This is a genomic window from Chryseolinea sp. T2 (genome assembly GCF_037203685.1).
Taxonomy (GTDB): Bacteria; Bacteroidota; Bacteroidia; order Cytophagales; family Cyclobacteriaceae; genus Chryseolinea.
The window spans coordinates 151,678-167,915 of the sequence record NZ_JBBCAU010000010.1 but is presented as its reverse complement, the minus strand read 5'-3'; the positions used below and the strand labels follow the sequence as shown (position 1 = coordinate 167,915).

9 protein-coding genes are annotated in these 16,238 nt (G+C 47.7%); all 9 read right to left on the bottom strand.

All coding sequences use genetic code 11. The annotated features are described in order from the left end of the window. Positions 1-74: 74 nt before the first annotated feature. A complete protein-coding gene (locus tag WBG78_RS27030) occupies positions 75-1,634 on the bottom strand; it encodes a carboxylesterase/lipase family protein (protein ID WP_337329643.1) in 1,560 nt (519 codons plus the stop codon). 48 nt (positions 1,635-1,682) lie between these two features. Next, positions 1,683-2,828, bottom strand: coding sequence for a glycoside hydrolase family 43 protein (locus WBG78_RS27025; protein WP_337329642.1), 1,146 nt, complete (start codon positions 2,826-2,828; stop codon positions 1,683-1,685). Between the two features lie 100 nt (positions 2,829-2,928). Further along, on the bottom strand, positions 2,929-3,861 hold the full coding sequence (locus WBG78_RS27020; protein WP_337329641.1) for an alpha/beta hydrolase: 933 nt from the start codon (positions 3,859-3,861) through the stop codon (positions 2,929-2,931). Positions 3,862-4,604: 743 nt separating this feature from the next. Further along, positions 4,605-6,269, bottom strand: coding sequence for a glycoside hydrolase family 43 protein (locus WBG78_RS27015; RefSeq protein WP_337329640.1), 1,665 nt, complete (start codon positions 6,267-6,269; stop codon positions 4,605-4,607). A gap of 16 nt (positions 6,270-6,285) precedes the next feature. After that, complete coding sequence (locus WBG78_RS27010; RefSeq protein WP_337329639.1) at positions 6,286-8,745, bottom strand: glycoside hydrolase family 95 protein; 2,460 nt, start codon at positions 8,743-8,745, stop codon at positions 6,286-6,288. A 50-nt stretch (positions 8,746-8,795) separates the two neighbouring features. Beyond that, positions 8,796-10,484, bottom strand: coding sequence for a sodium/sugar symporter (locus WBG78_RS27005; RefSeq protein WP_337329638.1), 1,689 nt, complete (start codon positions 10,482-10,484; stop codon positions 8,796-8,798). 47 nt (positions 10,485-10,531) lie between these two features. Then, on the bottom strand, positions 10,532-13,147 hold the full coding sequence (locus tag WBG78_RS27000; protein ID WP_337329637.1) for a cellulase N-terminal Ig-like domain-containing protein: 2,616 nt from the start codon (positions 13,145-13,147) through the stop codon (positions 10,532-10,534). Between the two features lie 80 nt (positions 13,148-13,227). Beyond that, positions 13,228-14,145, bottom strand: coding sequence for an alpha/beta hydrolase (locus tag WBG78_RS26995; RefSeq protein WP_337329785.1), 918 nt, complete (start codon positions 14,143-14,145; stop codon positions 13,228-13,230). A gap of 143 nt (positions 14,146-14,288) precedes the next feature. After that, entirely contained in the window at positions 14,289-16,211 is a 1,923-nt protein-coding gene (locus WBG78_RS26990) for an alpha/beta hydrolase-fold protein (RefSeq protein WP_337329636.1), read from the bottom strand. Between the last annotated feature and the right edge of the window lie 27 nt (positions 16,212-16,238).

The window sequence follows — 16,238 nt, the reverse complement described above, 5'->3', positions numbered from 1 at the left end:
GATGCTGTTTCTTCAAAATGAAGCCGCTTTATCGAACGATAAAGAACCGAGACTAAACTTCACAGATCTGCACGCTACTCTAATGGCTTGATGAACTTCATTAACTCGCGGTCATGATGGTTACGAACGATACAACCGCTATCAAAAATCATGGTTGCCCCGTTTGACGCTGTATAGGTTTCCCACGCGGGAAGTTTACCTGCAACGTTAGGGTTACCCGCTCTGGCAAAGTTTATCCATGCCGAACTCATTTTGTCGGCGATATCGTATGATTCTTTCGTTGTCCCTGTCCAGTCCGACCTGAGGTCTACATTGTCAAAGACCAAGGGAACATCCAGACCGTGAAAGGAACCGCGGGAGCTACTATCAACAGGACTTTTCCAGGCGAGAAAGTAACTGTAAACAGGTGCACTGGATTGAGCCGCCCAGGCTTCGGCCGTGCGAATGGTAAAAGGCCTGAATACAGTGTCAACAGAAAGCAAATCCTGCGGAGTGAAACCTGGATAAGCCTTCGCGTATAACTTTACAAACTCGTCCGTTCTGTTGCCGTATATTTTCTTAAGTCGGTCTTTTGCCTGCTCCATTGTAAGTTCTTTTTCTCCATAGGCAGTGCGTATCAATTCGTTCAATGTGGTTCCTATGAGAAGGGGTATCTCCCTTGAAACGCTGGCAAAGCCTGGAGTGAATGGTTGCTGCAGGAGTACATTTCCATCGGCCGAAGGGGCAAAACCAAACATCGTTGGGGATCCCGGTATTCTTCGACCATTGATTGATTCGATCGCTTCGTTTCCAGCCTTCAACAAAGCATGATAAGAAAGCGTGTCAAGTTTGTGGACGTCATTTGTTGTAAGTCCAAGATTCTTCAGTACTGCCAAACCTAATGCCTGTGACTTATCCTTCGTCATCACGTTAATGAGTGTCCCGCTCTGAATAATAGCTTTGTGAAACAATCCTTTCGCGGAAGGCATGCACATGAGCGTTCCCACTTTTCCGCCTCCACCAGATTCGCCAAAAATGGTAACATTGGAAGGATCGCCACCGAACTCTTTAATATTGTCCCTTACCCATTCGAGGGCCTTTACTACGTCGAGCATACCGACGTTTGCTGATTGCGCATATTTTGAGTCCGCACCCGAGAGATCCAGGAAGCCCAGAATATTAAGACGATGATTTACAGATACAACTACAACATCTCCTTTCTTTGCAAGAGCCTTTCCATCAGTCATAGGATCGCTGCTGCTGCCTACATGAAAGCCACCGCCGTGTAACCAAAACATCACGGGTCGTTTCTTTCCGTCAGACAACCCGCGCGTCCATATGTTGACACTGAACAATTCCTTTTCGTTCATCAACGAGTCGGCAATCCATGGCACCACTTGTTTGGCGACAGGTCCGAACGCCACGCATTGACGTACGCCTTCCCAGCGATCGGGATCCTGCGGCGGCATAAATCTCTCTGCCCTTGCATACGGTATTCCTTCAAAAATAAAAACACTGTCTTCGCTCGATCCAGAAATCTCGCCAAAGCTTGTACTAACCGTCGATACGTGGTCCCCGACAGCCGGACCACATGCCTGAAGGAGCAATGCGACAAGTATGATGCAGCCGAGACTTGAATTAAATAAGCCTTTCATAGAAAGATGAAACTGAATTTAAGGGTCGCTGGTTGGAATCGCGAAGTCTCACATTACAGGCTTCCCGTATGCATTGATGGTTTTGATACTTCCATCGGCCTCGTGTGAGAGCGGTGTGACTTTGATATTCCGCAAATGCGTTTTGCCGGAAAGCTCGACGTCATGATAGAAGAGGTACCACTTTCCATTGACTTCCACAATAGAATGATGGTTTGTCCATCCGAGAACGGGATTCAGGATTACACCCTTATACGTGAATGGACCATAGGGACTGTCGCCGATCGCGTAACAGATAAAATGGGTATCACCGGTTGAATACGAAAAATAGTATTTGCCATTGTACTTGTGGAGCCAGGAAGCTTCGAAAAATCTTCTGTCGTGATCGCTGCCTGCAAGGAGTTTTCCATTTTCGTCAACAATATCAACCTCTTTAACGGGTTCGGCGAATGAAACCATATTATCCGAGAGACGTGCAACGCGTGGTCTAATGGCCGGACCACCATCATTGCGATCAGTCTTGGAGCCATTGGTATCGTACTTTCCTTTATCCCAGCGTTGCAGCTGACCGCCCCAGATTCCGCCAAAGTACATATAGTGCTTTCCGTCGGAATCCTTAAAGACAGCGGGATCAATGCTATAGCTTCCTTCAATGGGTTTCGCTTCCGGTTTGAACGGCCCCTGAGGTGAGTCACCTACCGCGACGCCGATTCTGAACGCATCTTCCTTATCCTTTACAGGGAAGTATAAATAGTACTTGCCACCTTTTTCGGCCGCATCAGGGGCCCACAATTGTCTGCCTGCCCAGGGGATGTCCTTTATGTCCAGGGCCACACCGTGATCAGTGACTTTTCCTCCCACGCTGTCCATAGACAGGACATGGTAGTCTTTCATATCAAAGTGCGACCCCAGGTCGTCCTGAGGAACTGCCGACTCGATGTCGTGCGATGGATAAATATAGATCCGGCCATTGAATACGTGTGCCGATGGGTCAGCAGTATAAATGTCACTCACCAATGGATCGGAGATTGCCTGAAGCGTGTCTTCCTGCTCCGCGGTAGTTTGCTCGGCTGTGTCATTGGTTTCTGCAGGGCGGGAGCCACAGGAAAAAAGCAACGTGCAGGCTATGCCAAACGTAATCAAACTGCATGTGGTGAAAGCAAATGCTTTTTTAAAGTTGGGGTCGATGGTCGTCATGTTTTAAAATAGTGTTTGAGTAAAAGTGAAGTTCATCAGCGGCTTGCTAACCCCGTCATCATTTTATAAGTCATGACCATGATGTGGTACTGTTTTAAATTCATTGAGGTTTAAATAGCTTTTGCGCGATCGTTGTGAGGTAGAGTTTACAATTCATCCAGGTATGGCCTCCATCGGAGATGAAGGTTTCATGTTTAATGTCTTTTTGTTTCAGCACGTCCATATACTCCTGCACCACCCCGTATAAGAAGTCTTCCTTTCCAACGCCGATCCAAAATAGTTTAAGTCGTTTATTCGTCTCAGCCGGATCTGCGAAAGCTACGGCATTGTTGCGTTCAAATTCCTCCTTTAACATTCCGGGGGCAAATCCACAAATCCATGCGGCCAACTCCGGATGATTAAGTCCCAGGTACAGCGTCTCCCCTCCTCCGCCCGAGAAGCCGGCGATAGCGCGATTGTTCCTATCAGGATTTACGCGATAGTTTCGTTCTATAAAGGGAATCAAATTATTAAGAAAGTCCTTTTTGAATTCCTGCAGGTTGTCCCAATTGCGCAAGCTCCCTGACGACTTACTGATGGCGGGAAAAGCGCGGCCATAGGGCATCACGATGATCATGGGTTTCGCCTTACCCTGGGCGATAAGATTGTCAAGGATGATGTTGGCTCGTCCGACTTTAGTCCAGGTCTCTTCCGTATCGGAGCTACCGTGAAGCAGATAGAGAACGGGGAACTTTGTTTTATTATCCTTTTCATAACCTGGCGGAGTATAAACCACCACCGGTCGTGTACCGAGTTCCGGAGAGTTATAATAACGCCAGGAGACAGTTCCGTGAGGAACGTTCTGAAGCGTGTGCACCAGCGGTGATGAACCTGTGATTTCTACAAGACTGCTTTGGAAACCTTCGTTTGGGAAGATCGCCGAATTCCGCGGATCGGCGACTGACGTCCCGTCTGCTACAAAATGATAAGGATATATATCCGGCTTAACTGGTCCGAGCGTTACTGACCAAACTCCAAGTGAGTCTTTAGTCATTGCCACGGGAGAATTTTCAATTTGTGTACTGAGCTTTACCTCACGGGCAGATTTTGAGAAAAATCTGAAGATGACTGTATTGTCGGAACGAACCTCAGGAGACTCAAATACCGGCGTCGGGGCCGGCTGTGCGCAAAGGCAAAAAGTTATACAAAGTGTAAAACAGACAATCGTTACTGTACGGGCAAAGATTCCAATCATTTTGGGAATTCGTTCTGTTCATCATCTCCATCATGCGAGTGCAAGTGTTCCCGCTGTTGACGGCGGCTTTTTATCTACAACTCTAAATGTACAGAGATCGAAAAAAGTATCGGTGTCAAAAACTATTCATTTACTTATAATTTTAGAACATCGAAAACGTAACAATCAGTGTTTTGAGTATTTTAGAGACATTCAGGATATCAATTCTTTTCAACTTACCACTTTTGTTCTATCATCCATTGATCAGTAAAATCCTCGTATATCTGCCGCTCTCTTTGAGGTGTAACCCTGCCAAAAGGAAGCGTCCTTGCTAACCTGTCCATTTTACAATCCTTCCAAATCAAACGGGCGACATCTACGCATACCTCCAGGCTTTAGGTGTAGGCACGAAGGGGAACGCCGTGCAATGTATACGATCAGGGGAGCTCACTCAAACCCATGGTGAGCCCCCTGAAAGATTTGCAAGTGCGCAAATGTCAATCGCCGTCTAAAGCAAGAGTCGCGTCGACAACCAGGTGTCAAGGTGACTTCCGTGCGCGACGTTATTTGTTCAGGTTATCACTGCCGCTGTAACGAAGGAATTTAAACGAAGCAACGTTCGTAGTTGCCGCCCCCGACGAAGTAGCATACATACCGAAGACACATCCGATAAAACTGTCGGCAACCTGAGTGCTCAGGAAAGTGCCATCAAGTTTATCTTTTAGGAGTTTCCAGTCGTTGGTTTTCTCAGCATAGTAGCAACTATACCACTCGCCTTCCGCGACTATACGCAGCATCAGATTTCCTTTTCCAACCACGGCCTGGTTAATAAGCTCCATCGTATTCTCTTTTGTACTCCGGTACAACTGCACTACCGGTTTACCCGCATCCAACGATTTACAGATATAATAGAAGTGATGCTCGTCCTGAAAGATCGTCAAGCCGGCTTTTTCGTCTGCGCTATTTGCTTCAAACTTTACTTCAATATCCGCCGTGCAGTTCAGATGCTGTTGACGCTTGCCTACAAAAGCCGGATGTCCCAGTTCCATACAGGTTTCAGGCTTCAGCTTTAGTGTAAGGCCGTTCGCCTTGCCGAGCTTAAATGCGCTGCTATCGATGGTGCGCAGGAACAATAGCGCCGGGTCGAGTTCCTTTTCGAAGGTGATGGTGTAATCAAATGCGCCGCTTTGCGGGCGGGCGTCCATCTGCTTTACCTCTTTGTAACCAACCCAATACTTGTACTGCACTTCTGCGTGGTCAGGATTGATAACCGGCCATCCGTCTATCCACGACACGGGCGCTATGAACGTTTCGCGACCGGTGTTGTAATAGTTACCACGGTAGGGCCGTACGGCGAGAAATATAGCATAGGTGTTACCATCGGGCCCCTCTACCAATTGAGCATGACCTGTTGACGTAATTGAATTTTTACGGTCTTCGGGCAGATGCCTTTGAGTTAGTATAGGATTTTTTTCGTAGGGCACGTAAGGTCCCCAAACGGACTCGCTTCTCAGCACGACTTCCGAGTGATTCACCGACGTACCACCCTCGGCCGCATACAAATAATACCAGTTGTTCTTCCTCAGGATGTGAGGGGCTTCAATCCATACCGGCTTCTTGCTCAAATCGACACCACCGTTCACCAGGATCTTCTCCTCGCCAACAACCTTCAATTGAACAGGATCAAATTCGTACATCCTCAGCGTCCGATGTCCTGGATATAACGGTTTGTTTTCCGGAGCGTCATTGTTATAGATGATATAGGCTTTGTCACCATCGAAGAATAATGATGGATCAATGCCTTTAACCTGCGGCAGATAAGTTGGATCGCTCCATGGACCGGCCGGATTGGTGGCCGTGACGACAAAGTTTCCACCCCGATCGATGAGCGTGCAAGTCACATAATAGACACCGTTGTGATGTTCAATAGCAGGAGCAAATAATCCGCGTGTCATACGATTTTCAAGAAAATTCATCTGCGATGGTCTGCTGATCACATTTCCGATCTGTTTCCAGTTTTTCAGATCCTTGCTATGGAATACGGGAAGGCCAGGGAAGTACGAGAACGTGGAATTGATCAGGTAATAGTCGTCACCGACGCGCAATACACTTGGGTCGGGATAAAATCCCTGGAGTATTGGATTGGTAATCGTTGTCTGGGCTATTGCTGATTGCGAGACTATCAGTGTGGCTGCGAGAAAGATAAGCAGGCGTGCGCGAACATTCATAATGATTTTAATTTGTTTAATCCAATGCTATCAGCGTGTATGACTCCCCAGCCTTCGTGGGTAAATCGTATAACCATGATTGCTTTAATGCCGGGGTGTTGATGGTTGCTTTTGATGATATCACCGGAGATGGTGTTTCGGCAACAATAAAGAAGGGGTTGTCGTTGCGACCACTGGCTGCCGACAAAGGAATGCGATTCGCCAACGTAACCTGATCGGGAGTTCGTAACCTGAGGTTTCCGCCAAACACGGATCGGATGGTTAGCTTCACCAGTCTCAGGTCCTTCCACTTCAGCTCAACGATTTCAAATCCTCCTCGGGCACGCAGTCCGGAAACACTACCCGACTTCCACGTATCCGGCAGCGCGGGAAGAATGTTCACCGCATCATCAGAAGATTGCAATAACATCTCGGCGATGCCTGACGTACATCCAAAGTTTCCGTCGATCTGAAACGGTGGATGGGCGTCGAAAAGATTGTTGTAAGTGCCGCCTCCTTCGGGATCCGTTCCAACCGGCGTGAGTTGATTTTGGATGAGCTTAAAAGCATGATTGCCGTCGAGAAGTCTAGCCCACCAGTTGACTTTCCATCCCATGCTCCATCCGGTGGAAACGTCGCCACGCTGTTCCAGTGTGGTGCGCGCGGCACTGTACAATTCCGGCGTCCTGTAGGGTGAGATCTGGTTTGATGGAAACAAACCATATAAATGAGAAACGTGGCGATGGTGATCGTTAGGATCGTCAATGTCATCGAGCCATTCCTGGAGCTGTCCGTGTTGCCCGACGTGCATCGGTGGTAGCCTTTTTCTTAATGCCCGAAGTGAGTCGGCGAATGGCACGTCGAGGTTGAGTATTTCTGCGGCACGGATCGTTGAAGTGAAGAGATCGAACACAATTTGGTTCGTCATCGTGGTACCTGCATCTATAGAGGAACCCTGATGTGCTTTCGGGGCGTTTTCCGGCGACATGTCGGGTGCTACAATAAGCCAATGATGCGCAGGATGTTCAATTAGAAAATCGACATAAAAACTGGATGCTTGCCTTAGGACAGGATACGCAGACAACAAGAACTTCTTGTCGCCTGAATAAAGATATCGTTCCCAGAGGTGCTGACTCAACCACGCGCCGCCGGCACTCCATGCGCCCCAGAAAGCACCATCGACCGCACCGTTCACTCTCCATATGTCGGTATTATGATGTGCCATCCAGCCACGCGCACCATACATGACGCGCGCCGTTTCCTTTCCTGTTTCCGACAGGTCCCGTACCATCTGCAGGAAGGGTTCGTGCATTTCAGGCAAGTTCGTCTTCTCGGCAGGCCAGTAGTTCATCTGCGCATTGATGTTGATCGTGTACTTGCTGTCCCACGGGGGCTGCATCCTGCTATTCCAAATGCCCTGGAGGTTCGCAGGTTGTCCGCCCGGCTGTGACGAAGAGATCAGCAGATAGCGTCCATATTGAAAATAAAGCGCGGCAAACTGCGGATCATCAGCATCCCGAAACTCGCGCAGACGCTGATCAGTCGGTTTATGAGTGGATGATGTTGAACCGAGGTCGAGGCTTACCCGTTTGAAAAAAGATTGGTATCTCGAAACGTGTTCACTCAATAACGTACTATAGCTTTTCGACAACGGTGATTTGAGAAATGAACGAGCCCGCTCGTGTTCTTTTCCGGTGATGTCGTGATAGTTATTGAAATTTGTCGCGATTGAAATGTATATAGTCACTGCGTTGGCATCCTTTACCACGAGTGATGAATCGGTAACCGTAACGCTTCCATGTTCATTTTTCAGTCGCGCTATTCCGTGGTATCGCAGCTGTCCCTTAATGCCTTCGTGGTCGGACGTGGTACCGGCTATAGCCAGTTCATTGGCATTACTCGTTATCTTTGCCGAGGACTGTTTAGAAGACAACGTCGCTTCGAAAGAAATGCTTTTTTGTTTGCTGGCCGTGAGATGGACCACTACAGCCCTGTCTGTGAATGAAGCGAATACTTCTCTGGAATAAGTAACTCCATCTACCTTGTAGCTCGTTCTCGCTACCGCCCGTTCAATATCCAGCTCACGATAATAATCTGTGTATTGCGCATGTCCGGGGAAATTCAACTGCAGGTTACCAACAGGTTGAAACATCTGGCCCTGGGACTTCTTGCTGATGATCACCTTGTTTGCCAGTTGTTCTGCTTCCTTCTGCCTGCCATCGAAGATCAATGTTCTTATTTCTGCCAGGGATGGCAGCGCTTCGGGATTATCGTTCCGATTAGGACCACCGCTCCAAACCGTATTTTCGTTGAGCTGAATGGTCTCTTTGATTACGTTTCCATACACCATGGCTCCCAGGTGTCCGTTACCAACAGGTAGAGCATTTTCCCATGTCGAGCCGGAGGGCGTTGTGTACCACAGTTTGAGATCAGTTGCCTGCTGTGCCTCAGCATAGTTACAGACAATCACTAGCAGTACTATAAAAGTCAATCTCATATCCATTCCATATTTAACAAAATCCCAAGCCGCACTTTTGGTATCAATACTCACCAGAACTTTACGTAGATCGCCATCAGGATCATCAACGTTAGAATGATCAGCGCCAGTGTGGAGCGACTCACTTCAAACATAGACTTGTCGATTTCAAAAGCCTTTGGATTAATCCTCGGACCAGCGAGGCTCATCAGCACCATGATCAGCATCGTGAAGAAGAAAGCCCAGCCCATGCAGATGAGGAAGGGAATCTCATATCCACCTTTGCCGTTGGGAAATGCCGTGTACAGCCACGTCTCATTTCCGAATACCTGAGGTGCAAACTCATTGAAGAACACCGACATGATAAAGCCCGTGAGCACGCCGGCGATAGCTGCCGCTCCGGTGGTGCGTTTCCAGAACATGCCCAACAGGAACATGGCAAATACACCTGGACTGATGAACCCTGTATACTTTTGAATGAAGGTAAAACCTCCTTCCCCACCGATACCCAACAGATCCTCCCATGTGAACACCACTGCAATGATCATGGATATAAAAACCGTGAGACGACCAATCCACACCTGCTTGTCTTCATTGGCTTCCCGGTTTAGGTACTTCTTATAAATGTCAAGAGTGAAAATTGTTGAAATGCTGTTTGCCTTGCCTGCGAGCGATGCTACGATCGCGGCAGTGAGCGCAGCGATCGAAAGACCTTTCAATCCAGCCGGCAGGAACGAGAGGATAGCAGAATAAGCACCATCTTTGCTGCCGCCTTCGAGTTGTGGAAGATGTCCGTTTTTATATAGCACGTAGGCCGCTATTCCCGGAAGCATCACGATTACCGGCATCATCAGTTTAATAAAACCAGCGAAGAGTATACCTGTTCGCGCAGTATGCAGGTTTGCGCCTAAAGCACGCTGTGTGATGTACTGGTTGCATCCCCAGTAATTCAAATTGACAATCCATTGGCCTGCGAAATACATGGCAATGCCAGGCAGGACCAAATACTTGTTGATATACTCCTGAGGTGCGTCAGGTCCCGGCTTTTCCAGTATCATGTGGAAGTGGTCGGGAGAATCCTTCATCAGGAGCGTGAAGCCAGTCCACGCATCGTGGCCCATTCCAAATTTCGAGCTCACCAGTGTTAGTGCCATATAAGTTGTCGCCAGACCACCAATGATCAGTACTGCAACCTGAATGACGTCCGTATAACCAATGACCTTCATACCACCGAGTGTAATCAGCAACGCGAACAACGCGAGGGCTACCATAATGAGGTGGAGAGACTCACCACCAACTAATCCATTGATGGCAACCGCGCCGAGGTACAGGATGGAAGTGAGATTAACAAAGACGTAGAGAAACAGCCAGAACACTGCCATTATAAGCGCAACGGTTTCGTTGTACCGCGTCTTCAAAAACTGTGGCATCGTATATATCTTATTCTTCAGATATATCGGTATAAACCACACAGCGATGATGATGAGGGCAAGCGCAGCGATCCACTCGTAAGCAGCAACGGCAATTCCTACGAAGAAGCCTTCGCCGCTCATGCCGATGAATTGTTCGGCGGATATATTGGATGCTATCAGCGACGCGCCGATGGCCCACCATGTGAGCGAGCCCTCTGCAAGAAAGAAGTCTTTTGTATTCGCCGAGTCGCGTTTCTTACGTCGATATATCCACGTGCCGTATGCAACAACAATCAGGAAGTAGATGACAAATACCAAATAGTCGGCGAAGATGAGTTCCGAATTCATAGTTATAAATGTGGGATTGAATGGAATGCGGTGGCGTAAGGCGTGTATTACTTTACGAGATTCTTAAACGCTGATCCGAAAATTAAATAGCTCGTATTGCCGCCAATGGTGCCTTCGTTTTGTCCCCAGAGGAACGGCCAGTCGTCGTAGTTCTCGAAGTGATCAGGCTTCCTGAATAAGATACCGGGAGCAACGTTGCCCGGTATGGCAGAGAAGTCGGCGCGATTATTTCCATAAAATACTGCTTTAGGACGAGTCGCTCCAACGGTCGCCACAAGCGAATAATTATGATAGGGATGACAACCAAATAACCAATTCGTCACCTTAAAGGCTTCCTCAGGGGCGACGACGTCTGGAAAGTACTTGCTTGCAAAACAGATCGTGGTACCAAAATTTATAATTGTGCCACTTCCCGCCCAGTTGCCCAGGGTGATCGGTACGCCGTAAGGATTTTCTTTCTCCAGTCCCTTTATATACTCCGCATACCTGACGACGTATGGGCGAAGTTTCTCTTTAAATGATTCATCCGCATGCGGGACCGCGTACAGTGCCGTCAATAGCATGAAATTAACGTTGCGATCAAGTGCCGGCCACAGCAGTTCCATGAATTTGTCGAGATACTGCTTTTCGCCCGTCGCGATATAGAGTTGAAGATTGGTGCCGACATTAGCAGACCTTCCCCAGGGTGAAGCATCTTCCGGCTGGGCAGCAAGAAGATCGCTTGCTTCTTTCAGAAGTCTTTTAGATTGAATTAAGGCCCTGGCACTAAGATCATCATTATAACCCTTCAACGCCCTGCTCGCGGCGGCAAACGTGGTGGCCGCGTAAAGGTCGAGTCTCGGCTCCCGGCTTGTGAATGCCCACATGTCGTCTTTGACTCCACTCGATCTTCCATCTTTTGCTTTTTCGTACGGACCAAGATCCGGATTATAAGGAAGTCCATCGGTTAAAGAGGCGGCGTCTCCAAGGTGATGGTAATTATCGAGCACCGCGTTTGAAAGTGTCTGCGCCATGTGGCCAATGGTCTCTGCCTGTGTAACGAGGTTTAATGTTCCATGCTCAATGAACTGCAATACATCCGGTGTTCCGTCGGGCCGATGAAGATCAACGTAACGTTGCTTCTGATCGACAAAAGTCTGATCACGTAATGGTTTAAAATACTCCCACGTTTGAACGAAGTTTTGTACGACGCTAATATTCGCACCTGTCTCAATATCAAAATCACCCGCATCAAAAAAGCCGCCGACGTTTAATCCCGGTATTAATTCGAGGGCTTTATACTTTGTATCTGTTGTTGGACCCTGTGCATGCAGATCGAAATGATCTGTGTTTGGCGGGGCCTGAAGATATCCCTCCCTGAAAGGTTCTCCATGCCACACGCGGTAGGCCTCATTTACAAACATGTGATTCATGTGAATCGGAATCCAGATGTCGCTCGTGGCGTCTGTTATTTTATCATACACACTATGTTCGATCAGGAAGTCGTTGGTTTTGAAATTTCCGTACTGGATGTAGTATATACCAGGCGTTGTGACTGAGGTAAAATCGAATTTCACATAGTGGTACTTATGGTAATCGCCCCATGACACTATCTTTCCACTGAACACTGTGCTCGCATTGCCATCAGTACCCAATTTATATAGCGAGGCCGTTGCGAGTGGCTTGTCTTTCTTATCAAGTTCGATGACTGCGATTTTCGGTTGTTTCGAAATGTATCCTACCTGCGAGAAACCAATATTCGGCTCTCTCACCCACCCTTTGATGGCGTTTGGTTCAACTGTCCATGTCAAAACTTTTCCGGTTTTTCCTGAGGGAAGAATGCTGCGGACGACAAACCAACCATTCTGCGCTAACATCCTGCCATCGAAAAGCATAAGGTCAACATCGGGTGAAGTGATTTTCACCATGCGTGACGGTTCATCGGGGGCAAGAAGAAAAGTACGGCCCGTCTCCAGCGGAAGTGGGTCAATGTACTTACCAGTGCCTCTGTCGTCGTATGTTTTATATCCTTTAAATTGTTTTGGCTTTTCGTTGTTCGGTCTAGTCACACTGTTACCTACCACGTAGCGGGAGAATCGATTGTAACGCCCGTCCACTATATAAGCCTTGCCCCAATATTGTGAAGGAAGAAATTCAAGGTTAAAGCCTGCGCTTCCCTCCAGTTCTTTAGGAAGGGGCTTGTCCAGGTACACGGATATTTCAACACCATTCCCCTTCGCTGTAACAATCACGCGCGAATCGAAATCGTAGTCTTTATAGCGCAACGTAGATTCTATACTTTTTGAAGCCCGGTCCACCTTTCGGTTCGAAATTTCAGGAACCAGGTCCCACTGTTCAGGAGTGTTGGAGAGTCTAACGGCACCGCCTTGTGCGGTCCTTACGCCATGATGAATTAATTCAATACCAGCGTTCTTCTCGTCGTTAAATCCTCCCGTGAAAAGATTACTATAAACGAGGACGTTAACGCCTTGCGTCTCAAAATACTCCAGATCATTAAGCTTTAATTCCTGTGCGAAGCCGTCACCTAAAGAAAGAAGAAAAATCGTTAAGGTCGCTATTGATTTCAGGCGCCAGGTTGAAACCGCAGTTAGCGCCAGGCTTCCTGTAAGCACTGACGTTTTTTTCCGCACATCCTTATTCACATCATTTACAGATTGATTCATACTTCAATACTTTTATTCACCAGAAGCCTATTCTCACTTATCACCGACAATAGCGGACTGACGGACCGTATCCAATTCGCTTATTTTTTCGCAGTCTCTTTGGCAAGGAACTTATTAACATCGAGCCAGTGAATAAACGCATCGAACCATTTGTTACTGGTCCGGTTAGGATTGCCCAGTCCGAAGCCATGGCCGCCATTCTGGTAAAGGTGGAACTCGACAGGCTTGCCCGCTTTGAACCACGATTCGATGACGCCGAACTGGCCACGAAATAAGAAATCGTCAGTAGCTATTACGTTAAACATTGGCGGAGCATTCTTTGGAACTTCAACCGGCCCCATGCCACCGTATATAGGGCCAATGAAGTCAAGCTGCATAACTTTTGAATTAAGTGTAGAGTGCATCGTAAGACCCGCACCAGCGGAGAAGCCAATCATTCCCAACCGGCTTGTATCAACACCCCATTCCTTTGCGCGATTGACAATCATCTTATAAGCAGCTTCTGCATCTGCAAGTTGATTCCTGAGGTCCATCGGCGGACGGCTGGGTGGAGGAGTATCTTTGTTACCATCGGCCGGCGGCGCTGCAGCAGCGAACGTTCTGTTCATTGACTCTTTAAAACCATCCAGTGATTCCGGTGTGGGAAAGAGCCGATACTTAAGGACAAAGGCCGCGATACCCTGATCGGCAAGAGCCTGTGCCACTTCCCAGCCCTCGTTGCCCATAGACAACCATCGGAAGCCGCCTCCCGGCGCCACGATCACGGCTGCGCCATTTGCCTTTTCAGGTTTAGGCAAGAATGGTGTCAGCGTTGCCTTCGAAATATTTCGTGCCATTGGATCGCCCCACTGTTTGAACCAGGTTTCAGGGGCAGGTTGTGATTCAACACCACCAGTGCCCAACGGGATGGCATTCGGTTCCGCAGGAGATGCGAGTGGATAGATGGTGCCGTCTTGCGCAGATGTCAACGTCACATCAAAAAGCAAAGCGGCGATCATGAAGATTTTTATCAGCCTCGTAAATGATTTCAACATGTTGTGTTGTTTTTGTAAGTGATCATATTTGTTTTCTTTCTCACACTTGTTTTATTTCTCTCACGCCTTCTTCACAATGAGCCCTGGCTCATAGCAACAGTTGATAACTATTGGAAAAGCAACGGGGCGAACTTGTAAAGATTATTCCTCCACACCGGCCAGGTATGGCCTCCAGGGTATTCGCTGTATTGATATCTGACGCCCATCTCATCAAATTTCTTAAGCATGACCTTACAATTTTCATAGGCGATATCTTCCTTAGCCCCCATCGCTATCCAAAACTGTTTGATATCGCTATTGATCGCTGCTACATTATTCTTCATGAATGCATACTGTGGATCCGAAAGGGTCGGATTGTTTGCAAACCATCCGGAACTGAAAACACCTAAGTATGAAAACATCTGGTGGTTCTTCACCCCTGCGTGCAAAGTTTGGAGTCCGCCCATAGACAGACCAGCCAGGGCTCTGCTGTCAGAAGTGGTTTGCGCGCGATAGCTCCGCTCAACAACAGGGATTACTACTTTCATTAACTCGTTTTCAAAAGTTTGCAGGGAGCGCTCTCCGAAAGACGCAATACCACCTCCACCAGTGTTGCCATCCATCATCACCACGAGCATTGGTTTTGCCCTTCCATCAGCAATGAGATTGTCTAGGATCAAATCTGTTTTGCCTTGAGTAGACCACCCACGTTCATCCTCACCACCACCATGTAAAAGGTACAGGACCGGATATTTCTTGTCTGGGTTTGTCTCGTATTCTGCGGGAGTGTAAATATAAAATCGTCTCCAGTCGTTAAAGACGGCCGAATAATATCTCTTCATCCTCACTTCACCATGTGGCACATCCTTCAAAGCGTAGTAATCTCCATTCTTAGACGGAATTTCAATACCCGCTGCCATTCGGCCCATGCCGTAAAACGTTTCACTTGCCGGATCTGCCACAGCAACGCCATCGATGATCAGCGAGTAATAATGAATTCCCTCGCTGATTGTGTCTGTCGTTACTGACCAGTATCCCTCGCTGTCCTTGCTCATATCGTACTTCTTTACCAGATCGATCTGCATCTTCTGCGCATCTGGCGCTTTGACTTTAAAGAGCACGCGATTATCGGGAAGAACTTGAGGATACTTTGCTGACCGGACATTCGTCGATGCCGGAAAACCCAATACAGTTAAGGAGAAAACACCTGGGTCTACTGGCTTAAACAGTAGCTGAGCGAACATGTAGAGATCATTCTTCCACACTTTGAAATCATGTCCGCCTGGTTCAACATAAAAAACATGTGGAACGCGTTTGCTGTATAAATAGTCGTGCGTTCGTTTACTAAAACCGATCAATCCGTCAGCATCCCCGCATGAGATCCACAGCAGTTTCAATTTTGCTTTTGCTACATCGGCATCGGGCACCAATACTTCCGGCCTTTTTGTATTTGGCGCCGATGAAAAACCACCGACCCAGGAGAACTTGTCGAGATTGCCCAAACCAAAATTCAGCGATTGCCCCCCTCCCATCGACAGGCCGGCAACGGCGCGATGTTCACGGTCTTTAATAACCGGATATTTTTTCTCAATGAAAGGAATAAGGTCGGTGATCAAATCCTGTTCAAAATCTGAAAACGCCTTGATCTTAAGACTGTCAAATATATTTCCAATAGCACGATCATCTTTCATAGCTCTGCCGTTGGGCATTACTACGATCATCGGTTCCAGTTTCTTATCGGCATAAAGGTTATCCAGGATCACCTGCGGGCTACCGCCTCTCAACCACTCCTTCTCATCACCTCCGATTCCGTGTAGCAGATACAATACAGGATACCTTTTGCCTTTTGAAAAGCCAGGAGGAGTATATATCAAGGCCCTGCGAGCAACACCCACCGTTTTTGATGAATAGGAAATTGTGTCCAGTTTACCGTTAACGATTCCCTTACGAATATTATCAAAACCCTCCGGTGCCGACTTTTCAATGCTTTGCGCGGATGCAAAACCTATTTGAATAGTGATCAGTAAAATAAAAATGCTTCTCTTTTTCATTTTCATATTATAGGTTCAGCTTAACTG